Origin of the sequence: Methylomarinum vadi (assembly GCF_000733935.1) — a bacterium.
GTDB lineage: Bacteria > Pseudomonadota > Gammaproteobacteria > Methylococcales > Methylomonadaceae > Methylomarinum > Methylomarinum vadi.
On sequence record NZ_JPON01000001.1, the window covers coordinates 383,269 to 405,253 of the forward strand.

Below are 21,985 nucleotides of genomic sequence, written 5' to 3' on the forward strand. Positions count from 1 at the left end.
ATGTTTACGGGTATCATTTTAGCAATCGGGAAAATCTCGGCGATACAGCCGCGCGGCGGCGATTGCCGCTTGAAAATCGACACCGGCAAGTTGCCGATTGAGGATGCCGCGCTGGGCGATAGCATTGCCGTCAATGGCGTTTGTCTGACGGCGGTCGAACTGGGCGAGCATTATTTTTGCGCCGACGTTTCCAACGAAACATTGTCTCGCACGACGTTGCGTTCGGCGACGACCGGCACTTCCGTCAACCTGGAACTGGCACTGACGCCGACGACGCGCTTGGGCGGGCATATCGTCAGCGGCCATGTCGACGGCTTCGGCAGGGTCATCGCCAAGCAAAATGACGGCCGCTCGATTCGCTTTCGTTTCCAGGCGCCGGACAGTTTGGCCAAATACATTGCCGAAAAAGGCTCTATCTGTATCAACGGCATTAGCCTGACCGTCAATGAGGTCGACGGCGCCTTGTTCAGCGTTAATATCGTGCCGCATACCTTGCAGGAAACGACGTTGGGGACGACCGAAATCGGCGACGAAGTCAACTTGGAAGTGGATTTGCTGGCGCGCTATATGGAACGATTGATGAAAGGCGAAGCGGCGGCCCGTTGCCAAGGCGGCGTCAGTGAAGAATTATTGCAGAACAGCGGTTTTTTGACGAAATGAACAGTATCGAAGAGATCATCGAGGATCTACGCCAAGGTAAAATGGTCATCATCATGGACGATGAAGACCGGGAAAACGAAGGCGATTTGCTGATGGCCGCCTCCTTCACGCGGCCGGAAGACATCAATTTCATGGCCCGCTATGGCCGCGGCTTGATTTGTTTGACCTTGACCCGGGAACGCTGCCAGCAGCTGCGCCTGCCGCTCATGGTCAACGACAATAAAACAGTGCATTCGACCAATTTCACCGTTTCGATCGAGGCGGCCCACGGCGTTACCACCGGCATTTCCGCGGCCGACCGCGCCTTGACGATACAAGCGGCGGTGGCGGAAAACGCGCAACCGGAAGATCTGGTGCAGCCGGGTCATATATTCCCGCTGATGGCGCAACCGGGCGGCGTCTTGAATCGGGCCGGGCATACCGAAGCCGGCTGCGATCTTGCGCGCCTGGCGGGGGTCGAGCCGGCGGCGGTAATCGTCGAAATTCTCAACGAAGACGGCAGCATGGCTCGTCGTCCCGACCTGGAGATCTTCGCCAAGCAGCACAATCTCAAGATCGGCACGATCTCCGATTTGATTCATTATCGCATCCAACATGAAAATACCCTGGAGCGGATCAGTCAATGCCGCTATCCGACCGAATTCGGCGATTTCCGTTTGTATGCTTATCAAGACAGAAACGACAACAACGTTCATTTGGCTCTGGTAATGGGTGATATCGCCGGTGAAGAACCGGTATTGGTCAGGGTGCATGCTCGCAACCTGATGGATGACGCGTTCTTTTCCAAACGGACCGATTGCGGCATGCCGGTGCGAGAGGCCATGAAACGCATCGCCGAGGCAGGCCGCGGCGTATTGGTCGTTATCCGCCAAAACGAAAACAACAAGGCGCTGGTCGAGTTGATCCATAAGTATCAAATGGAGGATCATGGCGTCAACAGCAATACTGATGCCGCCTTTGAGACCGATTGGCGTACCACCGGTACCGGTTCGCGGATATTGGCCGATTTGGGCGTGCGCCGTTTGAAAGTGATGGGCGTGCAAAAGAAGTACATCGGCCTGTCAGGGTTCGACCTGGAAGTGGTCGAACACACCGAATCTTGATGTATAACGAATTTTTAAACCTACAGAGAAAGTAATGTCGACTGTAAAATTAATTGAAGGCAATTTGTCCGCGCAAGGCGGGAAATTTTGTATCGTGGCTTCCCGCTTCAACAGTTTCATCGTTGAGCAACTGGAAGGCGGAGCGATCGATGCGTTGGTCAGGCATGGAGCGGAAAGAGCGAACATCGATCTGGTCAAGGCGCCGGGCGCGTTCGAACTGCCGATGGTGGTTCAACGCATCGCCGCGAGCAAAAAATACGATGCGGTCATCGCCCTGGGGGCGGTTATCCGTGGCGGCACGCCGCATTTTGAATACGTAGCCGGCGAATGCGTTAAGGGCCTCGCTTCCGTTTCCTTGAAATATGATGTGCCGGTCAGCTTCGGTGTGCTGACGGTCGATACCATCGAACAGGCGATCGAGAGAGCCGGAACCAAGGCCGGTAATAAAGGCGCCGAGGCCGCATTGTCCGCAGTGGAGATGGTCAGCCTGTTTAACGCGATGGGCGCTGAATGAGCCAGGCAAAGACGAACGCCAGAAAATGCGCGGTCCAGGCGCTGTATCAGTGGCAGATGACCGGCGAGAGCTTGAGCCGTATCGAAACCTATATTCTCGAGGATCAATTGTTGAAGGGCGCGCAGAAAAGTTATTTTTATGACATTTTTCACGGCGTTCCCCAACAACTCGATGTCATCGACGCGATCTTGGCCGAATTTATCGATAGACCCATCGATAAGGTCGATCCGGTGGAACGGGCCATTTTGCGGATCGGCGTCTACGAATTGATCAACCGGCTGGAAATTCCCTACCGCGTGATTATCAACGAAGGCGTCAATCTGGCGAAATGTTATGGCGCCGAAGGCAGCCATAAATACATCAACGGTATCTTGGACAAAGTCAGCCAGAAAAAGCGCGCCGTAGAAATCAATGCCAAGAAGTCCGCGGATAAATAGTAGTGCCGCTGTCTGAATTCGGAATCATCGAGCGTTATTTCGCCGGCCGCGAATTAATCAACCCCATCAACAAACTAGGCATCGGCGACGACTGCGCTTTGTTGCAAGTTCCCGAAGGCCAGCAGTTGGCCGTAACCGCCGACACCATGGTCGAAGGGGTCCATTTTTTTGCCGGATGCGACCCTTATTTGCTGGGCCACAAACTGCTGGCGGTTAATCTCAGCGATCTCGCCAGCATGGGCGCCGAGCCCGTCGCCGTTACCTTGGCACTGACTTTGCCGAAGGTGGACGAGGAATGGTTGCAGCGCTTCGCCGATGGCTTTCTGCAGTTGGCCGGGCGCTATTCGGTCGACTTGATCGGTGGCGATACCACGTCCGGGCCGTTGACGCTGACGGTGCAAGCGCTGGGCGTCGTGCCGCAAAACGGTGCGATGCGCCGATCGGGCGCGAAGGTTGGCGATTTGATCTTTATGACCGGCCATCTCGGCGATGCCGGGTTGGGCCTGAAAATCAGACAGGGCTACGACTGTTCCGATCCAGGGCAGGCGCTATGCCGATTCGACTCGCCCGAACCCAGGGTAAAGGAAGGACGAGCGATCCGGGGCATCGCCCATGCCTGTATCGATTTATCGGATGGTTTGGCGTCCGATTTGGGTCATATTCTCAAGAAGAGCGGCGCAGGCGCTCGATTGTGGTGGGACAAGATTCCGTTGGCCGCCTCGGTGAAACGCTATATCGAAGAAACCGGGGACTGGACGATGCCTTTGTTGGCCGGTGATGATTACGAACTGTGTTTTACTGTGGCGCCGGAAAACCGTGCCAAGATTAAAATACCAGCGGCCTGCATCGGCGTGATAGAAGACGAGCGCGGCATGAGGATCGAGCGGGAAGGGCGAATCAGCCCCTTGACGAAAAAAGGTTATGAGCATTTTTCTTAAACAGTATTACGGTAACAGCCGAATGACGGCTAAGCAGATCATGACGGATTGGAAGCTGTTTTTGGCCTTCGGCTTCGGTTCCGGCCTATCCAAATACATGCCCGGAACGATGGGAACCCTGGCGGCTATTCCGTTGTATCTGTTAATGACTCAGATCAATATCTGGTTATACAGTATTTTGACTGTTGCCGCTGTGTTTGGCGGTATCGGAATTTGCCGTTATGCGGCCGAAAAGCTGGACGTTCATGACTTCGGCGGCATCGTCTGGGACGAAGTAGTGGGGTTGTTGATCACGTTTTGGTTCGTGCCTTTTTCCTGGCATGCGCTGATCGGCGGGTTTGTTCTGTTTCGTATTTTTGATATCATAAAGCCGTGGCCGATAAAATGGATTGACCGAAAGGTCGGCGGCGGGCTGGGGATTATGCTGGACGACGTGCTGGCAGGCCTGTTCGCAGGGTTAATCCTGATTATTTTAATAATGTACTTGCCTTATTAAATTTTGTCTGTATAATAGTACAGATCAATCGCGGGGTGGAGCAGCTTGGTAGCTCGTCGGGCTCATAACCCGAAGGTCGTTGGTTCAAATCCAGCCCCCGCTACCAGAATTCACAAGGGCTTATCCCGCAAGGGTAAGCCCTTTTTTGTGTCCGTTGGTATTTAGGAAGCGCCGAGAATCGATCCAGGATTTTTCTTGACCGATCATGGAAAATGTAATATCAAAGCTTTGTTAATCAGGTTCAGCGATTGAGCTTGATGGGTAGATCCATGCAATTCAGAAAAGCTTAGTAGATAGGTTTTCCTTGTTAAGCATGTTGCGTAAAAAAAAATAATAAAATCTATTTGATGGGTGGTCAGATGGTGAGGAAAATATTTAAACGCAGAAACCCGCCTGTTCTATGGCGAGCAAAATGGCTTTTACTTTTGGTAACCATAGGCTGTCTCGAAATTTTGCCTATCCCCGTTACCGACACGATATTGATTTACATACTGCTCTTTCGCCCCAACTGGTTCAAAGGCGTGGTCGATAAACTTTACTCGCATTTATTGCCTGAGCGCGTCTAATTTTATAAGCACATGGAAAAGCCTAGCCGAGGGCTAGGCTTTTCATTCGTTTACCGTACCCAAAGCTCATCCAATTCTTCGCAAATTGACACAGAGAATTAAGCTACCTCTTGCATACTTTCGAAACAAAATAGCCTCGTAGTCCACATGAAGCCTTGCGTGATGTGAGACTTCGTAACCACGCCATTCCCGGATTCCGCTACGCTGCATCCAGGCTACGAATTATCGCTGTTGAGCTAATCGTATTATTCCTACAAATTCGGTATGATAGCGCTCGTTTTTTATTCGCAAGGAAGAATGCCGAATTTTCTCAAATACTTGGCTTGGTCGGTGTCACACCTAACCGCAGGATAATTTAAAAAAATATTACAACCAAATACCTATTATTCCATGACGGATCAACAGCCGATAGATCATTCCTTCTGCGTGGCGCCCATGCTCGATTGGACCGATAGGCACTGTCGGTACTTCTATCGCTTGATTACTCAGCACGCCTTGCTTTATACCGAGATGGTCACGACCGGCGCTATTTTGCATGGCAATAGGGAGCGCATGCTGCAGTTTAATCAGGAGGAGCATCCGGTCGCCTTTCAGTTGGGCGGCAGTAATCCCACGGAATTGGCTGAATGCGCCAAAATAGTCGAGCAATACGGTTACGACGAAATAAATCTGAATGTCGGCTGCCCCAGCGACCGCGTACAGAATGGACGATTTGGCGCCTGTTTGATGGCGCGGCCTGAGTTGGTCGGTGAATGTGTCGCTGCCATGCAACGGACTGTTAACGTTCCGGTGACGGTGAAATCGCGTATCGGTATCGACGAACAGGATTCCTACGAAGAATTGATTCGATTTATCGGGATCGTCGCCGATAGCGGATGCCGAACATTTATCGTTCATGCCCGCAAGGCGTGGTTGCAAGGGTTGTCACCCAAGGAAAACCGGGAAATTCCTCCGTTACGCTACGATGTCGTGATGCAATTAAAGCAGGATTTTCCGCAACTGGAAATTGTCCTGAATGGCGGCATCACCACTCTCGATCAAGCGAGAGATTATTTACGTCGAATGGATGGGGTGATGCTGGGGCGCGAGGTTTACCACAATCCCTATATCCTGGCTGAGGTTGACCAGCGATTGTTCGGCGTGCAGCAATGGCCGGTTTCGCGCCACGATGTCGCGATGGCGTTGATCCCCTATATTCAACGACAATTGAAGCAAGGAGAGAGGCTCAACAACATTTCCCGGCACATCCTGGGATTATTTCATGGCGTTGCCGGCGCCAGGGCTTGGCGGCGCTATATCAGCGAACATGCGCACAAGCCCGGGGCCGATGAAAATGTCATTCTGCAAGCGTTAAGTTTTACCGGTTGATAAGATATACTGTATTGCCTTTTATTCTATAGAGTTAACAAGATGGAAGAGTATTTTTCCAAGATAATCGAGGCAATTGGCGAGGATGTGACCCGCGAAGGTCTGGTCGATACGCCGGCGCGGGCGGCTAAGGCCTTTCAATTCCTGAACAACGGTTACGAAAAGAAATTGGAAGACGTGTTGAATGACGCGATTTTCGAGGCCGATACCGAGGATATGGTGATCGTTAAGGATATCGAGTTGTATTCGTTGTGCGAACACCATTTGTTGCCTTTTATTGGAAAATGTCATATCGGCTACATTCCCCAGGGTAAAGTGTTGGGTTTATCCAAGTTGGCCCGAATTGTCGATATGTATGGCAGACGCCTCCAGATTCAGGAAAAGCTGACCAAACAGATTGCCGACGCAGTGGAAACCGCCATCCATGCCAAGGGGGTCGCCGTGGTGATCGAAGCCAAGCATTTGTGCATGATGATGCGCGGCGTAGAAAAACAGAATTCGGTGATGACGACTTCAGTCATGACAGGGATTTTCCGAAAGGAAATCAGTACGCGTTCGGAATTCTTAAACCTCATCAATAGGTCCTAGCGATGTCACGAACTCCGGGAAAAAAAATCGGTGTTTTACTGGTCAACTTGGGTTCGCCGGATGCGCCGACCACTTCCCGGGTCAGGCGCTTTCTGCGTGAGTTTCTGGGCGATCCGCGCGTGGTCAATCTGCCGCGTTCCTTGTGGTGGGTGATACTCAATTTTTTCGTTTTGCCGTTTCGGCCGCGCAAATCGGCTCATGCCTATCGGCAAATCTGGACCGACAAAGGCTCGCCATTGACGTTCTATACCCGCCAGCTAAGCGATAAGTTGGCCGAGGCGATAGGTTCCGATGAGGTTCGGGTCGATTTCGCGATGCGTTACGGTAAACCCGTTTTGGCGGACAAATTGAAGGCATTCAAGGCCCAATTGATTGACGAGATCGTCATTTTACCGCTTTATCCGCAATATTCCTCGACCACGACGGCATCCGTTTACGATGCCATGGATGACGAGATACGCAATTGGCGTCATATTCCCTCCCTGCATTTCATCGGCGATTATCATGCTAATGAAGCCTATATTTCGGCTGTTGCCGAATCGATCAGAAATTATTGGCAGAAACATGGCCGCAACGACCTGCTGTTGATGTCGTTTCACGGGCTGCCTGCTAAACTGACGGAGTGGGGAGACCCTTATTACCATCAATGCCAGCGCTCGGCGGCATTGATCGCGGAACGTCTGGCCTTGCATGACAATCAATGGAAACTGGTATTTCAATCCCGCTTCGGCAAAGCGGAATGGTTGAAACCCTATTGCATTGAAGTGTTGCGAGACTTGCCGAAATCGGGATGTAAGGAAGTGGATGTCGTTTGCCCGGGTTTTGCCGTCGATTGTTTGGAGACGTTAGAGGAAATCGCATTGGCTAATAAAGAAGAGTTTTTAGCGGCGGGTGGGAAGTCATATCGCTACATTCCGGCCTTGAATGATAGTGACGAACATGTCGACGTGCTAAAAGAATTATTGACTCGTTATGTGCCATGAGGGATTACGATAGAAATTGCCCGGTATGCCGTTTTATGCGCAGTCTTGCGTTTACCGGTGTGGGTATGGCCTTGGGCTGCGGCGTCGCCTACTTAGTGGGCGCTTCGCAGCAAAACATTCTGTTGTCCGGCATTGTTGTGGCGGCTATTATCGTCTTTGGGTTGCTCGATAAAAAAAAGAAGAAATGACATGAAACAGACTATATTGAAAAGTTGGAAAGGCCAATGGCCGGTCGTTCGCTCCAGCAAGCCTTTACCTCTTGGCGAAGGGGTTGTCGATCAGGCGGCTTTCAATACCATCGAGGTCGATGAGCTTTTCGACACGGTTAATCATGCCGAGACCCTAGTCGGTCAGTCGGTGTTGTATCGTTCCTTGACACAACCCTTGGATAGTCGAGAGAGCATCAGCGCCAAGCAAGAAGCCGTCAGGGAAATTCGCAATAATCCCGGCATTAGGGAAAATATCGAACGCATCGTACAAAACTGCGCGTCTCAGGAAAAAAATCTTTATGTGTTGCTCTATGGAGAGTTTCTCGGCTCGTTCGGTACTGCCCGGGAAGACAATCAAATCGAGGGCTACGGCTATAAACAATATCGCCGAGGCATTCGGTTTGTTCTCGATCTGGTCGGTCATATCCATGCCTCCGATTCACCCAGCAGCGCTTATCTGCAGTCGATATTCGACAAGATTCTGAAGTTCGGAGAAAGCCGGACTTATTCGCTGATGTTTGGTCCGGTCTATAACACCGAAAAAGGATTTCAGAGCAAGGAAGAGCGCAAAGGCTCTTTCACCCCGGCAACCATTTTTAGACCGAATATATTTAAGCCGATGTTGATCGCCGCTATTTTTGCGGTGCTATGGGGCATCATCAGCGTTTTTCCGACCGACATGTTCAGTTTCAGCAAGGATGCCATCCCGGTCGCCTCAATCTTTTTTATCCCTATGTTATTGGTGTATTTCCCTGTTGTCGGCTCCTACGACCGGGACAATTGCATCATTCCGTTGCGCGATGAATTCAAGCAATCGGATGAATTGGGCGATGCGCTCGATGCCCTGGGGCAACTCGATGAGCTACTGTCCTTTATCAAATACGCGGAAAAATATGGCAGCACAACGATATTGCCGGACATGGCGGAGCCCGATAAACATGCGATACATTTGACCGCGGCGAAGAACCCGGTACTGGGTTTTGACAATCCCCCCTATGTCGCCAACGATTTCGATCTTGCCGATGAAAACCTGATTTTTATCACCGGGCCAAACAGCGGCGGTAAAACGGCATTTTGCAAAACCGTCACGCAAATACAACTGTTGGCGCAAATCGGCTGTTTCGTGCCTGCGGAAAAGGCCACACTGGCCGTGGCCGATCGTATATTTTATCAGGCCCCGGAAATCAGCCATCTGGACGATGGGGAAGGCCGCTACGGTACTGAACTGAAAAGAACGAAAGACATTTTTATCAATACCACGGCCAAAAGCTTGGTGGTCCTCGATGAAATGTCTGAAGGCACGACGTTTGAGGAAAAAATGGAGTCGTCCACCAATGTCTTGGACGGTTTTTTCCGTAAGGGCAATAACACGATCTTGATCACGCATAATCACCAACTGGTGGATGTATTTATGAACAAAGGCATCGGCGTGGCGAAACAAGTCGAGTTTGCCAACGAAGAGCCGACTTATAAGCTGATCGAGGGTATTTCCCGCGTCAGCCATGCCGACAGGGTTGCCCGCAAGATCGGATTTTCCAAAGAAGACATCGACAAATATTTGGCAGGGTCAAAATGAAATTAGGTACCGCCTTAACCGAAAGCGCGACAAAAGCATTATTACTCGGTAGTGGAGAATTGGGCAAGGAAGTCGCCATTTCCTTGCAACGTTTCGGTGTCGAGGTGATCGCCGTCGATCGCTATCAGAACGCACCGGCTCATCATATCGCCCATCGGAGTTATGTCATCGACATGACCGATGCCGAAGCAGTGAAAAAGTTGATTGACCATGAACAACCGGATTACATAATTCCCGAGATCGAAGCGTTATCCACCAGCGCGTTACAGGAAATCGAACAGCAAGGACTGGCGACCATAGTGCCGAATGCCAGGGCCGTGCAATTGACCATGAACCGAGAAGGCATACGCACATTAGCCGCGGAACAGGTTGGCGTGCCCACTTCCAGTTATGCTTTTGCCGAATCGTTTGCGGAATTGCAAGCCGTGGTCGAAAACAAAATTGGTTACCCTTGCTTTGTCAAGCCGACCATGTCGTCTTCTGGCAAGGGCCAATCCATGGTCGAAAACGCCGAACAATTGCAGCAAGCCTGGGAATATGCGAAAAAAGCCGGCAGGACCGATACCGGTAAAGTGATCGTCGAAGGCAAGATCGATTTCGATTATGAAATTACCTTGTTAACGGTTCGCACTAAAGACAGTAACGGTACCGTGCAGACGTATTTTTGCGAACCGATCGGCCATAGACAAGAGGGCGGGGATTACCGAGAAAGTTGGCAACCGCAACCAATGAGCGACAAGGCCATTCGCAGCGCAAAAGATATTGCCAAGAAAGTCACCGATGAAATCGGCGGTTTGGGAATTTTCGGAGTAGAGCTATTTATCAAGGGCGATCAAGTTTGGTTTAGTGAAGTAAGTCCCAGACCTCACGATACAGGTATGGTTACAATGATTACCCAGCGGCAAAGCGAATTCGATTTGCATGCCAGGGCCATTCTAGGGTTGCCGGTTTCGACCCGGCTGAGTAATCCGGGAGCCAGTGCCGTGATTTTGGGGGGCATCGACGCCAAGTCGGCGGTTTATGAAGGCTTGGAGCAAGCGTTGGCGGATCCCGATACCGAAATCAGGTTGTTCGCCAAACCCGAAGTCTTCGTCAAACGGCGCATGGGGGTGGCATTAGCGTCTGCCGAGGATATTCAGCTTGCCAGGCAAAAGGCAACCAAAGCCGCTGAATCAATTCGTGTGAAAGTCGAATCAAATACGGGGTAATAATGGATCGATTGATCATTTGTTCGTTAATAATGCTTGCTGCGGTTCCGGTGACGGCCGATGTCTATAAGTATACGGCGCCGGATGGCAGTGTTTATTACACCGACGAGCCGAAAAAAGGGCTCAAGTACAAACTGATCATTCGCAGCAAGCCACGCAATTATGCTAAAACGGTCAAGTTTTTGCAGAAAAACAAGCGTAAATACAGTCCGCTGATTGCGAAAGCCGCGTCCAAATACAAAATCGACGAAAAATTGTTGCACGCCGTTATCCAGACCGAATCGGCCTACGATCCGAATGCGGTATCATCGGCCGGCGCGGTCGGCTTAATGCAGTTGATGCCTGAAACGGCGAAGCGTTATGGCGTCACCGATCGTAAAAACGCGGAACAGAATATCGACGGCGGCACCCGCTATTTGAAGGATCTGTTGAACATGTTCAATTCCAATCTTAAATTGGCCGTCGCCAGCTATAATGCCGGGGAAGGCGCGGTGAAAAAGTACAATAATTCCATTCCTCCTTATCCTGAGACACAGAATTACGTGAAGCAGGTATTGGCTTTATATCGTAAGTGACGGTAAATGAACCAATTGACAGCTCACGCTTTGGTTGCCGATAGCATCGAGCTGTTTTCCCTTCCCGATATCTATTATCAGGTCTCTGAAATGATCAATGATCCAAGGTTTACCTTGGAAGATATCGGCCAAGTCATTAGCAAGGATGTCGCCTTAAGTGCCCGGCTGTTAAAAATCGTTAACAGTTCGTTCTACGGTTTTCAAGCAAAGATAGATACTATTTCCAGGGCGATAGTCGTTGTCGGTATCGAGGATCTAAAAAACCTGATCTTGGCCACTTCGGTAGTCGATAATTTTACCGATATCCCTTCCGATTTGGTGGATATGACCGACTTCTGGATGCATAGTATTCATTGCGGCGTTATGTGCAAATTATTGGCCAAGGCAAGTTTGGTGCTGCATTGCGAACGTTTGTTCCTGACCGGTTTATTGCATAATATCGGATCTTTGGTCCTCTATTGCAAGATGCCTCGGGAGTCGCAAAAAGTGTTGTTGGCTGTCGACAACGACAGACATAAAATCGCCGCGATGGAACAGGAAATCATCGGTTTCAATCATGCTGATGTAGGCAGCGAGTTGATCAAACGCTGGGACATGCCCGAATCACTCTATGAAGCAATAGCCTGTTACCCGACACCGCAATTGGCCCAGGTTTATAAGCTGGATGCATATTTATTGTCTATTGCCGTTAAATTAGCAAACGCGGCGGAGCGCGGTAAGGGTTTTGATGAAATTGTCGAGAATCTGCCCGAGGCCGGTTTAGCCATGATCCGGTTGACAAGAGAGCAGGTGATTGCGGTCGCCAACCTGGCAGCCAATGAATATTCTCAGATTTTTGCCCTAATGGCACCGTCAAAAAGGTTCCATTAATCGTGTTCTCATCGTTTGCAATGAGAACACGGATCAAAAGTTTACTTCACGAAACACATTTTTTCCGCATACTCTTCGGCTTCCTGCATCAGCTTCTTCAATCGCTTAGATTCTTTAGGATCGCGAAAGGCGGAGCCACTCTCGCCGGCTGTTTTGCGCATATAACCAAAGGTCATGGCCGCTTCGTAATCAGCGAAAGACATTTTTTCGGCAATTTTATCTATTTTGCAACCGCAAGCATATTGATTGATATAAGTCAGGCCGCCGTGTTTGGCGATGCATTGCAAGACATAATCGACTCGGTCACGAGTGGGGTATTCATTGATATAACTAACTTCCTGTTCGACTTTTTCCTGAGTCGTGCTGCATGCTGTTAAAAGACTTAACAAAGCTGCACCGACAATCGTTTTTTGCTTCATAGCTGTTGTAATTCCCAAAGTTCGGAAAGTGAAAGAGAATGCTCCAGAAAAGGAGCGGTTGAAACGTGTAGTTGTTCGGTTCCGTTTTTTACGCCAAAACACCATTATGTTATTCTTCGGCCGCAAAATCGACGATTTGTTTCAATTTTTTGTTCATTTTAGCAGCAAACGCGTTTAAAGATTGATTGTCGCTATCTTCCGGCAATAAGTGTGTCTTGATGACCGTTTTTCCTTGAAATTGGTAAGTGACGACATTGCAAGGCATGTAACTGACTAGGTGGGGTGAAATTTCGAGCAAAGTCCTGGCATGGGTCAAATTACAAAACTGAATCGTATCGAATTCCGGAAAATTTTCTGCACCTCGTTCCCTGATGACTTTCCCGACACGGCTATGGCCCGTTATACGGAAATTATGCTCCGCAATGGCGACTTCCAGCTCGGCCAGCACATCGTCATAGGGCTTAAGCGTTTCCGCCTGATAATAATGTATAAACTGACTGTTCGGGGATTGTTGCATCGAACAACTTGCAAAAACCAGCAGCCACGTGACAATAAACATTATTTTTAGCATAAGCAAAGCTTATCACTATGGAGAAGCAAAACAAAGTTACCGGTGTGGTGTTGGCGGGTGGATTGGCGCGCCGTATGCAACGAGCGGACAAAGGCTTGGAGCTTTACAGGCACCAACCGTTGGTCGTCTATGCCTTGCAAGCCTTGGTCGAGGTGGCGGACGAAGTGTTGATCAACGCCAATCGCAATATCGAGCGTTACCAGGCATTCGGTTATCCGGTGATCACCGATCTCAACGATCGCTTCCAAGGTCCTTTGGCCGGAATACTGGCGGCGATGACGGTCTCTACGGGGAATACATTATTAGTATTGCCATGTGATTCCCCATTCATTCAAGCAAGGCATTTGCGCAAATTGCTCGATAGTTTAAATGAAAGCGGTGCCGATGCGGCCGTCGCATTCGATGGCGAAAGACTGCATCCGGTCTTCTTGGCGCTTAAAATCAAGTTAAAAGGCAGTCTCCAGCAATATTTGACGGCAGGAGAACGTAAAGTCGAGCGCTGGCTCCGCCAACACAACATAGTACGGGTCGACTTTAGCCAAGAGCCGGAAGCCTTTGTCAATATCAATACGCTTACCGATTTACAACGATTGCACTGACAGAACGAAAATAACAAAACAATAGCTCCAAACCATAACCAGTAAGCGTATTACTTAGCACTGTACCAGAGTGCTCTTCGCGCTGCCCTGCGCCACAATTGTCTTGCAACCGATTTTGCCATTCCGACTGACGCATGCTCATTCTCTTGTCATAAATAACTGCACAAACTAAACAACCACCCGCTCAAGCGGGTGGGTTCCAATAACGGACTGAAAGTCCGGATACGCGTCGACTAAACGACGCGTCTTAGTCGGGCTCCATCTTGAAATTATCGTTTGGATTAGGTTCAAAGTGATGCTCCAAATATTGCTTTATCATCTCATCAGTCATTTGCCCCACTGTGGCGCAAAAATAACCGCGGGCTCAAAAATGTCGACCCCAATATCGCTTTTTCAAGTGCGGGAACTCTTCGAACAGATAGCTCGAAGTTCGTCCCTTGATTCGCCTCATGATTTCGCTTGGGGCCATAGTCGGCGGCGCACTCACCAAAATGTGCACATGATCTTTGCTCACGACACCTTTGATAATCCGTATCTCAAAGGCTTCGCATGTCTGCCGCACCAAGTCTCTCACTCGTTCGGCTATTTCATCCTTCAGCACTTTATAACGATACTTCGTAACCCAAACAAAATGATACTCAATTTGGTAAACCGTATGGCTGCCGTATCTATAGTCCATCGCCACCTCCTTGGGCAAATTATCGCAGCTAAAGCTGACCGGCTAAAGCCGGTGGTTTAAACCTTATGATGGATAATTAATGTCTTAGCTTTATTTGCGAAGTTGGCCGTTCGAGTAAACAATGAATTCCTCCCTTAAATGACAAAACTAGTCTAGGCTTCAAGCAAATGAGTCTAGGTTTTAATATATGGAGATTGGTAAATGTTTAACTTGCTGACCATCAAGATGCGCTTGATTTTAGGGTTTGCTTTGGTCTTGCTCATTTCGGTTGTGTCGATCACACCGATCATGCTGGAAAAGGTCGGTTACGCGATCAATGAAGCCTCGGAGATCCAGCTCTCGGAATTGTTCAATAATATCCAGGTCCAATTAAACGAGCAGGCCCGTCAGGCTGAAATGCTGAGTGCGCTGGTTGCTAACATTCCGGCCGTACAAAAAGCATTTGCCGAAGGCGATAGGAAAACGCTTGCCGATTTGTTAACAAAGCCGTTTGAACATTTAAAGGCCGAATATGGCGCACGCCAGTTCCAGTTCCATACCCCGCCGGCCATGTCTTTTCTTCGAGTTCACAAACTGGAAAAATTTGGTGATGATCTTTCCGGATTCCGCAAGACGGTGCTAAAGGCCAATAGCACAAAACAACCCGTAAGGGGGTTGGAGGTAGGGGTTGCGGGTCTGGGCATGCGAGGCATTGTACCGGTGCAATATCAGGGGCGGCACGTCGGAACGCTGGAGTTCGGCCTCAGTTTTGGTCAATCCTTTTTCGACCGCTTCAAGAAAAAACACGGTGTGGATATCGAAATGCATCTTTTTCAAGATGGCCGGTTTAAAATATTTGCCGATACACTGCAGCAATCCTTGTTGTCGAATGAACAACTACTCTATGCGCTCAAAGGGAAAACGGTCAAAGTTCATCGTAAACTGCAGGATAAAAATGTCGTGATCATGGCTAAGCAAGTTGACGATTTTTCCGGTAATCCTATCGGGGTCGTTGGCATTATTTTTAATGAGAGCAAATATGTCGACATGATCGCATCGGCACGACATACGGCATTGCTGGTTGCGGTCGGGATATTATTGCTGGGAGTCGTCGTCTCCAGTCTGATTACCCGATCAATCGTCGGGCCAATAGATCAGACGGCGCGTTCCTTAATAGAAATCGCCCAAGGTGAAGGCGATCTTAGGGTGCGTTTGCCGGTAGAAGGGAAAAATGAGTTGGCTAATTTGAGTGATGCCTTCAACCAATTTGTGGTCAAAATTCAGCATACCATTGCTAATGTTCAGGACTCCATCGTTAAATTGACGCAGATGGCGGAAGCGTTAGCGGCGACCAGTGCTGATACCCGCTCGGGCGCGGCCAACCAATCCTTTGAAACGGAACAGGTTGCGGCCGCATTGACGGAAATGACCGCCTCCTTCCAGGAAGTCGCTAAAAGTGCCGGGCAAGCCGCCATAGCGGCCAGGGAGGCCAACGACCAGGCTCATAACGGCAACCAAGTGGTCCAACAATCGATCCAAGCCATCAACGAATTGGCCCGAGAGGTCGAACGCTCTTCAAAAACCATCCATGGCTTGGAAGTACAAAGCAATCAGATCGGCGGTATTTTGGACGTGATCCGCAATATCGCCGAACAAACAAATTTATTGGCATTAAATGCGGCTATCGAGGCGGCTAGGGCCGGTGAACAGGGCCGAGGTTTTGCCGTGGTTGCCGATGAAATTCGTACATTGGCCGGACGTACCCAGGCTGCGACTCAGCAAATTCATGAAATGATCGAGGCCTTGCAAGCGGGCGCGCAAAGCTCGGTGCAAGCCATGAAGCAAAGTCAGGACCAGGTGAAGATCAGTGTCCAGGAGGCCGAACAAGCTGGATTGGCGTTGGATTCGATAACCGCCTCTATCGCGACTATCAGCGACATGAATGCGCATATTGCTTCCGCAGCCGAAGAACAGACCTCCGTGGCGGAAAACATCAACCAAAATGAAGTGCGCATCAACGATGCCTCGCGCCATGCGGTCGAAGCCGCGGAAGCAATCGCCTCATCCAGCCAATCATTGGCGCAACTGGCCGAGAATCTGGAAGAATTACTGGGTAAGTTTAAAGTTTGAAGGCATGATTCGCAGCGACAAACAGCAATGATAATGACATATAGGGTTGCCCAATGTTGCGGCTATCAAAGTCACTATTGTACCGTTATAATAGAAAATTTTATAAATCGAAGTGACGGCTAAAATGGACATCAAAGCATACATGAGCCAGCTGGGCGAAAAGGCTAGAAACGCCAGTAGAGAATTGGGGCGGGCCGACACCGGCCGCAAGAATCTGGCACTGATCAAAATCGCCGAAGCGATCGAGGGAAACAGAGAACAGTTGGCACGGGAAAACCAGAAGGATTTGGCGGCGGGTCGGGAAAATGGCTTGGAAGCCGCATTGTTGGACAGATTGGAATTGAAACCGGGCACGATCGATTCGATGATCGAAGGCTTGAAACAAGTCGCGGCTTTGGCCGACCCGGTCGGTAGTATTTCCGACCTGAACTATCGGCCATCAGGCATCCAGGTGGGGCAGATGCGCGTGCCTTTGGGCGTCATCGGTATTATTTACGAGTCGCGACCCAATGTGACTGTCGATGCGGCCGCCTTGTGTTTGAAATCGGGTAATGCCTGTATTTTGCGCGGCGGTTCCGAAGCCATTCATTCCAATCAGGCTATCGCTGCCTGCATAGCTGAAGGGTTGGACGCCGCTGGTTTGCCGGCCGAGGCGGTGCAAGTGGTCGAGACCACCGACCGGGCTGCCGTGGGCGAGTTGATTACGATGGACCGGTATGTCGATGTCATCGTGCCGCGCGGCGGTAGGAGCTTGATCGAACGCATCAGCCGGGAGTCCACGATCGCCGTGATCAAGCACTTGGACGGCATTTGCCATGTATATATCGATGGCAAGGCCGACAGGCAAAAGGCGGTCAACATCGCCGTGAATGCCAAGACCCATCGATATGGCGTATGCAATGCGATGGAAACATTGTTGGTCGCAGAATCGATTGCCGCCCAGGTGCTGCCGGATTTGGCTGAACACTATCTGGCTAAAGGCGTCGAATTGCGCGGCTGTTTGAAAACCTGCTCCTTGATACCGCAATGTTCGCGCGCGACGGAACAAGACTGGCATACCGAATACCTTGCGCCAATTCTATCGATCAAAATCGTCGAGGGAATCGATGAGGCGATAGAACATATCAATCACTACAGTTCCGGCCATACCGAGTCGATCGTCACCGAGGATTACACACTGGCTCGCCGTTTCTTGCGCGAAGTCGATTCCAGTTCGGTCATGGTCAATGCCTCGACCCGCTTTGCCGACGGCTTCGAATATGGACTCGGCGCGGAAATCGGCATCAGTACCGACAAATTGCATGCTCGTGGACCGGTCGGATTGAACGGCCTGACGACGTTAAAATACATCGTCCTGGGCGACGGTCAGACTCGGGAATAATGATCGGTATTTACGGCGGCACATTCAACCCGGTTCATTACGGCCATTTGCGGACGGCGTTGGAAGTCAAGCAAATTTTGGCGCTGGATGAAATCAGACTGGTTCCTTGCCGAATGCCGCCGCATCGTGAGCATCCGGAGGTGCCGGCCGAGATGCGGCTGCAGATGCTACAAATGGCTGTCGCCGAAGTTCCGGGCATGCGCGTGGACCGAAGGGAGCTGGATCGGGACGGCCCGTCTTATATGGTCGATACCTTGGCATCGTTGCGTCGCGAGTTATCGGCGCAGCCGATACTGTTATTCGTCGGCGCCGACGCCTTCGCCGGACTGGAAAAATGGCATAAGTGGCGCCATTTGTTCGATTACGCTCACGTGGTGGTGATGACTCGCTCCGGTCATCGCGGCGGAGAATTGAGCGACTTTTTAAATCGACGCCTGACCGAACAGCCGGAAGATCTGCGTCGTAACAGTTGCGGTTGTCTATATTTTCAAAACGTCACCCGCCTCGAGATTTCGGCCACCGCCATCAGGGAGTTGATCGCCAACGAAATGGATCCTCGCTTTTTGTTGCCGGATGCCGTAATCGGTTATATCAGGCGACATAATCTCTATCGTAGTTAACAACAGGAAATTGAATGCAAGCAGAAGAATTACTCAAAGCCATCGAAAAAGTCGTGGATGAACGCAAAGGTCAGAATATCACTATTCTCGACGTGCGCGGCAAGACCACGATCACCGATTATATGGTGTTGGTGACCGGCACGTCCGAACGCCACGCCAGGTCGCTTTGCGAATATGTAGCCGAAAAGGTCAAGGAACTTGGTGTCGAACATCCGGGGTTTGAAGGCCAGGAAGGTTCTGAATGGATACTGCTGGACCTCGGCGATGTCATTTTGCACGTGATGACGGCACAGGCCAGGGAGTTTTATCAGTTGGAAAAACTATGGTCGATAGACAGGGCGGAGGAAGCCGTTCATTGATGGCAGGCATGGGCTCAAGAAAATGAGTCGCAAGCCGATTCATTGATTAATACAGATCAAACAGGAGTATCTCGATGAAAGCGGCTTTATCCAGATCGGTCATTTTTGTACTGGCGATGTTTATGTTCGCCTGTGCTTCGACGGGCGAAAAGCGCACCGCGCAGGAGGTCACTTTCACGCCCAAAAATCTGAGAGCTTCCGGAAAGGCCGTCATTCCGGTAGATGCTTCGTTAACCAAGGCGCAACGGCGGCTTGCCGCGAAACAAGCAGCCAAAATGAATGCATACCGCTCGCTGGCCTCCTTGCTTTACCAAGAACAATTGTCGGGAGGGATGACTGTCGGCGGACGAGTGATCAGCAACGAAAGCCATCGCGTTTATGTCGATACCTTTCTGCGCGAAGCCAAGGTCGATTTCATGCGAGACTTCGGCAACCAGTTGCATACCGTTTTGTCATTGGCGTTAACGGACCGCTTTTACCGCTGTATGTCCGGGCCCGAGGAGGTGGTTCGGCTATGTTTGCTTGAGGATAATAAAATGCCTTTTACCCGGTTGGGCTATAACAGTGCTGAAGTAAAGACCGTGAATTTGGCGTGCGGTACTGCCGATTGCAAGGGTATGCTCTCTGTCCAAGGTTTTTCCAATGGTAAGAACGCCTTCGATCGTACTTTACTGAATGCCGGTTTGTATGACGGCGAATGGATGGTCAATTCGGCGGGGCGGTTATTGGTCAATTTTATCCTTCTTAATAACATCCCCGAATTATAACCGAGCCAGTTAATGAAATTGTCTTTCCGCTTTTTATTTGTAGTTTGTTTATTGCTACAGGCTTGCGCCTCGACACCCGAGGCTTTAAATTCAAGCGCGGCGGAAATTCGAGCGAACGCAAAAGTGTTCAATGCCGAAGGTCAGGCGGCTATCATTGATGGCGCGATATTGCGGGCGCGCCGACAAGCGATACAATCCGCTATCACTCGTGTCGCGGCTCAAGCCGGTAAGCAAAACACGACTAACAATTTACTCAGTAATACCAAGGTGGTAGACGAGTGGCGGGAAGGCGATGTTTATCATGTACAGATCTTAGCCATCCTGACGGAAAGCGACTATTGCCGGGCGCCTTATCGAAAAAGCATTGTCGCCACGGCCTTTCCCATCGTCACTTCCGGTCAAATCAGCGGTAATGAGTCGCAGGATCTCTACGGCGGGATTCCCCGGGAGATCAATAACCTGTTGATGGAATCCGGAGATTTCATCGGCCGCAACAAAACCGATATCGTCTTGTATTCGAGACCCGATCTGGCGCCTGAGATTCAGCAAGCGGATGACTATTTCGGTTCCAGCGTCATTAATGTCGCCACAAATGCGGGAGCGCAATTCGTGCTTTCCGGCGTCATCAGGGATTTCGAGGTGGAATCCACCGAATATGTCCGAGGGGCGGGGATTCTGGCGCAGATCAAATCGGCTTTTCGCGATGCCATTGCCCGCCGGGGCATAACCCTGGATGTCTACGTCCACGATGGTTTTAGTGGCGCGTTATTGTTCCAGCATCGCTATTCCGACTCGATTCTCGGCGACGTCTGGATCCCGGGCGGTTATTCGGTGGGCAGCGAGCGTTTCAACGCCACCCCGGCGGGCAATAAAATCAGTGAGATCATTGAGATGGCCAGTACGGATATCAGGCGCCTATTCGGCTGTTATCCTTTTGCGGCCCGTGTGGCCATGGTGGCAAACGACAGTATCGTCATTGCCGCGGGAGCCCAAGATAAGGTGCAACGTGGCGATACCTTCGTCGTTTATACGGCTAACCAGGCAACCTATGGCTTGGGGACTTCGGGCACTAATAAAGCACCGGTCGGCATGGTCAGAATCGAAAGCGTCAACAGCGATTTTTCGGTCGGCAAGCTGGAAACAGCGCTGAGCATCCGTAAAATAAGAGTGGGTGATTGGGTGAAAAGCTGGTGATTTCCTGTCTTCGTTACGGGGGAACAATGAAACCGCGCATTGTCTTGGTGCATGGTATTTTTAATTCAGGCTATGTGTTTTATGCCATGCGTAAACGCTTGGAAGCCAAGGGTATCGAATGCTTCACGCCAAGTTTGAAACCGCGGGACGGACGTCATGGCATCGAGGATCTGGCGCTGAAATTAAAACGGGAAATCGATCACCGCTACGGCAGCGACGACCCTATTAATTTGCTGGGTTTTAGCATGGGAGGTATTGTTGCCCGCTATTATCTGCAAAAGCTGGCCGGCCATGAACGGGTCACCCGCTTTTTCACCGTTTCCGCCCCTCATCACGGCAGTTACCTGGCTTACTGTTATCCCGGCCAAGGCGCCAGGGACTTACGGCCTAACAGCTGGTTACTGCGCAGTCTGATGGCCGATGAGGATCGTTATCGACATCTGCAACTTTATTCCTTCTGGACACCGTTCGATCTGATGATCATTCCGCCTAGTAGTTCGGTGTGGGCTGTCGCCGACAACAAGCAATTTTACTCGCCTTTGCATCTGTTGATGCTGTTCAATCGGTCGTTAGTCGGCTTTGTTGGTAACTGCATCCTGGATCAGGAATGAACGAAGCATTCCCACGTCTGATTCGCAGATTAAGAGTAATTTATTTCATTTTCCATTTAGATTTTTGAACTAAACAACCACCCGCTCAAGCGGGTGGGTTCCAATAACGGACTGAAAGTCCGGATACGCGTCGACTAAACGACGCGTCTTAGTCGGGCTCCATCTTGAAATTATCGTTTGGATTAGGTTCAAAGTGATGCTCCAAATATTGCTTTATCATCTCATCAGTCATTTGCCCCACTGTGGCGCAAAAATAACCGCGGGCTCAAAAATGTCGACCCCAATATCGCTTTTTCAAGTGCGGGAACTCTTCGAACAGATAGCTCGAAGTTCGTCCCTTGATTCGCCTCATGATTTCGCTTGGGGCCATAGTCGGCGGCGCACTCACCAAAATGTGCACATGATCTTTGCTCACGACACCTTTGATAATCCGTATCTCAAAGGCTTCGCATGTCTGCCGCACCAAGTCTCTCACTCGTTCGGCTATTTCATCCTTCAGCACTTTATAACGATACTTCGTAACCCAAACAAAATGATACTCAATTTGGTAAACCGTATGGCTGCCGTATCTATAGTCCATCGCCA

At 50.3% G+C, this 21,985-nt stretch carries 24 protein-coding genes, 1 tRNA gene and 2 pseudogenes; 23 read left to right on the top strand and 4 right to left on the bottom strand.

Features of this window, described 5'->3' with window-relative positions:
• From EP25_RS0102020 to EP25_RS0102095, 15 genes are all read left to right on the top strand, one after another.
• The gene (locus tag EP25_RS0102020) at positions 1–660 is read left to right on the top strand and encodes a riboflavin synthase (protein WP_031432368.1); all 660 of its coding nucleotides are present in this window, start codon (positions 1–3) and stop codon (positions 658–660) included.
• Positions 657–1,763, top strand: a complete 1,107-nt coding sequence (ribBA, locus tag EP25_RS0102025) for a bifunctional 3,4-dihydroxy-2-butanone-4-phosphate synthase/GTP cyclohydrolase II (RefSeq protein WP_031432369.1) — start codon at positions 657–659, stop codon at positions 1,761–1,763. Before EP25_RS0102020 ends, ribBA begins: the two co-directional genes overlap by 4 nt.
• A 34-nt stretch (positions 1,764–1,797) precedes the next feature.
• Complete coding sequence (ribH, locus tag EP25_RS0102030; RefSeq protein ID WP_031432370.1) at positions 1,798–2,277, top strand: 6,7-dimethyl-8-ribityllumazine synthase; 480 nt, start codon at positions 1,798–1,800, stop codon at positions 2,275–2,277.
• Entirely contained in the window at positions 2,274–2,714 is a 441-nt protein-coding gene (gene nusB, locus EP25_RS0102035; protein ID WP_031432371.1) for a transcription antitermination factor NusB, read from the top strand. Before ribH ends, nusB begins: the two co-directional genes overlap by 4 nt.
• Before the next feature lie 2 nt (positions 2,715–2,716).
• Positions 2,717–3,652: a thiamine-phosphate kinase gene (gene thiL, locus EP25_RS0102040; protein WP_031432372.1), complete on the top strand. Its 936-nt coding sequence runs from the start codon at positions 2,717–2,719 to the stop codon at positions 3,650–3,652.
• The gene (locus EP25_RS0102045; RefSeq protein ID WP_031432373.1) at positions 3,636–4,148 is read left to right on the top strand and encodes a phosphatidylglycerophosphatase A family protein; all 513 of its coding nucleotides are present in this window, start codon (positions 3,636–3,638) and stop codon (positions 4,146–4,148) included. The genes thiL and EP25_RS0102045 overlap by 17 nt, the downstream gene beginning before the upstream one ends.
• Positions 4,149–4,177: 29 nt before the next feature.
• Positions 4,178–4,254 (top strand) — tRNA-Met (locus EP25_RS0102050).
• Positions 4,255–5,104: 850 nt separating this feature from the next.
• Positions 5,105–6,082 (top strand): tRNA dihydrouridine(20/20a) synthase DusA, encoded by a 978-nt coding sequence (gene dusA, locus EP25_RS0102060; protein ID WP_084190923.1) that lies wholly within the window; start codon positions 5,105–5,107, stop codon positions 6,080–6,082.
• Positions 6,083–6,124: 42 nt separating this feature from the next.
• Positions 6,125–6,670: a GTP cyclohydrolase I FolE gene (gene folE / locus EP25_RS0102065; protein ID WP_031432376.1), complete on the top strand. Its 546-nt coding sequence runs from the start codon at positions 6,125–6,127 to the stop codon at positions 6,668–6,670.
• Positions 6,671–6,672: 2 nt separating this feature from the next.
• Positions 6,673–7,653, top strand: coding sequence for a ferrochelatase (hemH, locus tag EP25_RS0102070; RefSeq protein ID WP_031432377.1), 981 nt, complete (start codon positions 6,673–6,675; stop codon positions 7,651–7,653).
• Positions 7,650–7,841: a hypothetical protein gene (locus tag EP25_RS0102075; RefSeq protein WP_031432378.1), complete on the top strand. Its 192-nt coding sequence runs from the start codon at positions 7,650–7,652 to the stop codon at positions 7,839–7,841. The genes hemH and EP25_RS0102075 overlap by 4 nt, the downstream gene beginning before the upstream one ends.
• Before the next feature lies 1 nt (position 7,842).
• A complete protein-coding gene (locus tag EP25_RS0102080; RefSeq protein ID WP_031432379.1) occupies positions 7,843–9,438 on the top strand; it encodes a MutS-related protein in 1,596 nt (531 codons plus the stop codon).
• Entirely contained in the window at positions 9,435–10,646 is a 1,212-nt protein-coding gene (purT, locus tag EP25_RS0102085) for a formate-dependent phosphoribosylglycinamide formyltransferase (protein WP_031432380.1), read from the top strand. The genes EP25_RS0102080 and purT overlap by 4 nt, the downstream gene beginning before the upstream one ends.
• A gap of 2 nt (positions 10,647–10,648) precedes the next feature.
• Positions 10,649–11,221: a transglycosylase SLT domain-containing protein gene (locus EP25_RS0102090; protein ID WP_031432381.1), complete on the top strand. Its 573-nt coding sequence runs from the start codon at positions 10,649–10,651 to the stop codon at positions 11,219–11,221.
• Positions 11,222–11,227: 6 nt separating this feature from the next.
• Complete coding sequence (locus EP25_RS0102095; RefSeq protein WP_031432382.1) at positions 11,228–12,091, top strand: HDOD domain-containing protein; 864 nt, start codon at positions 11,228–11,230, stop codon at positions 12,089–12,091.
• Positions 12,092–12,132: 41 nt separating this feature from the next.
• On the opposite strand, the gene EP25_RS0102100 is transcribed toward EP25_RS0102095, so the two are convergent.
• Positions 12,133–12,510 carry a hypothetical protein gene (locus EP25_RS0102100; RefSeq protein WP_031432383.1) on the bottom strand — a complete coding sequence of 126 codons (378 nt, stop codon included), beginning with the start codon at positions 12,508–12,510 and terminating at the stop codon, positions 12,133–12,135.
• Positions 12,511–12,619: 109 nt separating this feature from the next.
• The gene (locus EP25_RS0102105) at positions 12,620–13,027 is read right to left on the bottom strand and encodes a DUF302 domain-containing protein (RefSeq protein ID WP_235185803.1); all 408 of its coding nucleotides are present in this window, start codon (positions 13,025–13,027) and stop codon (positions 12,620–12,622) included.
• A gap of 71 nt (positions 13,028–13,098) precedes the next feature.
• Here EP25_RS0102105 and mobA point away from each other — a divergent pair, with 71 nt between their 5' ends.
• Positions 13,099–13,680 (top strand): molybdenum cofactor guanylyltransferase MobA, encoded by a 582-nt coding sequence (mobA, locus tag EP25_RS0102110; RefSeq protein WP_031432385.1) that lies wholly within the window; start codon positions 13,099–13,101, stop codon positions 13,678–13,680.
• Positions 13,681–13,927: 247 nt separating this feature from the next.
• On the opposite strand, the pseudogene tnpA (EP25_RS21625) reads toward mobA, so the two are convergent.
• A pseudogene (tnpA, locus tag EP25_RS21625) lies at positions 13,928–14,359 on the bottom strand (IS200/IS605 family transposase).
• 201 nt (positions 14,360–14,560) lie between these two features.
• On the opposite strand from tnpA (EP25_RS21625), the gene EP25_RS0102120 reads away from it, so the two are divergent.
• From EP25_RS0102120 to EP25_RS0102150, 7 genes are all read left to right on the top strand, one after another.
• Positions 14,561–16,468, top strand: coding sequence for a methyl-accepting chemotaxis protein (locus tag EP25_RS0102120; RefSeq protein ID WP_031432386.1), 1,908 nt, complete (start codon positions 14,561–14,563; stop codon positions 16,466–16,468).
• Between the two features lie 124 nt (positions 16,469–16,592).
• Entirely contained in the window at positions 16,593–17,849 is a 1,257-nt protein-coding gene (locus tag EP25_RS0102125; protein WP_031432387.1) for a glutamate-5-semialdehyde dehydrogenase, read from the top strand.
• Positions 17,849–18,469, top strand: coding sequence for a nicotinate-nucleotide adenylyltransferase (nadD, locus tag EP25_RS0102130; protein WP_031432388.1), 621 nt, complete (start codon positions 17,849–17,851; stop codon positions 18,467–18,469). Before EP25_RS0102125 ends, nadD begins: the two co-directional genes overlap by 1 nt.
• 14 nt (positions 18,470–18,483) lie before the next feature.
• Positions 18,484–18,828: a ribosome silencing factor gene (rsfS, locus tag EP25_RS0102135; protein WP_031432389.1), complete on the top strand. Its 345-nt coding sequence runs from the start codon at positions 18,484–18,486 to the stop codon at positions 18,826–18,828.
• 74 nt (positions 18,829–18,902) lie between these two features.
• Positions 18,903–19,595, top strand: a complete 693-nt coding sequence (locus tag EP25_RS21630) for a hypothetical protein (RefSeq protein ID WP_036300139.1) — start codon at positions 18,903–18,905, stop codon at positions 19,593–19,595.
• 12 nt (positions 19,596–19,607) lie between these two features.
• The gene (locus tag EP25_RS0102145; protein WP_031432391.1) at positions 19,608–20,789 is read left to right on the top strand and encodes a flagellar assembly protein T N-terminal domain-containing protein; all 1,182 of its coding nucleotides are present in this window, start codon (positions 19,608–19,610) and stop codon (positions 20,787–20,789) included.
• Between the two features lie 26 nt (positions 20,790–20,815).
• Entirely contained in the window at positions 20,816–21,400 is a 585-nt protein-coding gene (locus tag EP25_RS0102150; protein WP_036300142.1) for an esterase/lipase family protein, read from the top strand.
• A 148-nt stretch (positions 21,401–21,548) separates the two neighbouring features.
• Here EP25_RS0102150 and tnpA (EP25_RS21635) read toward each other — a convergent pair.
• A pseudogene (tnpA, locus tag EP25_RS21635) lies at positions 21,549–21,980 on the bottom strand (IS200/IS605 family transposase).
• Positions 21,981–21,985: the final 5 nt, after the last annotated feature.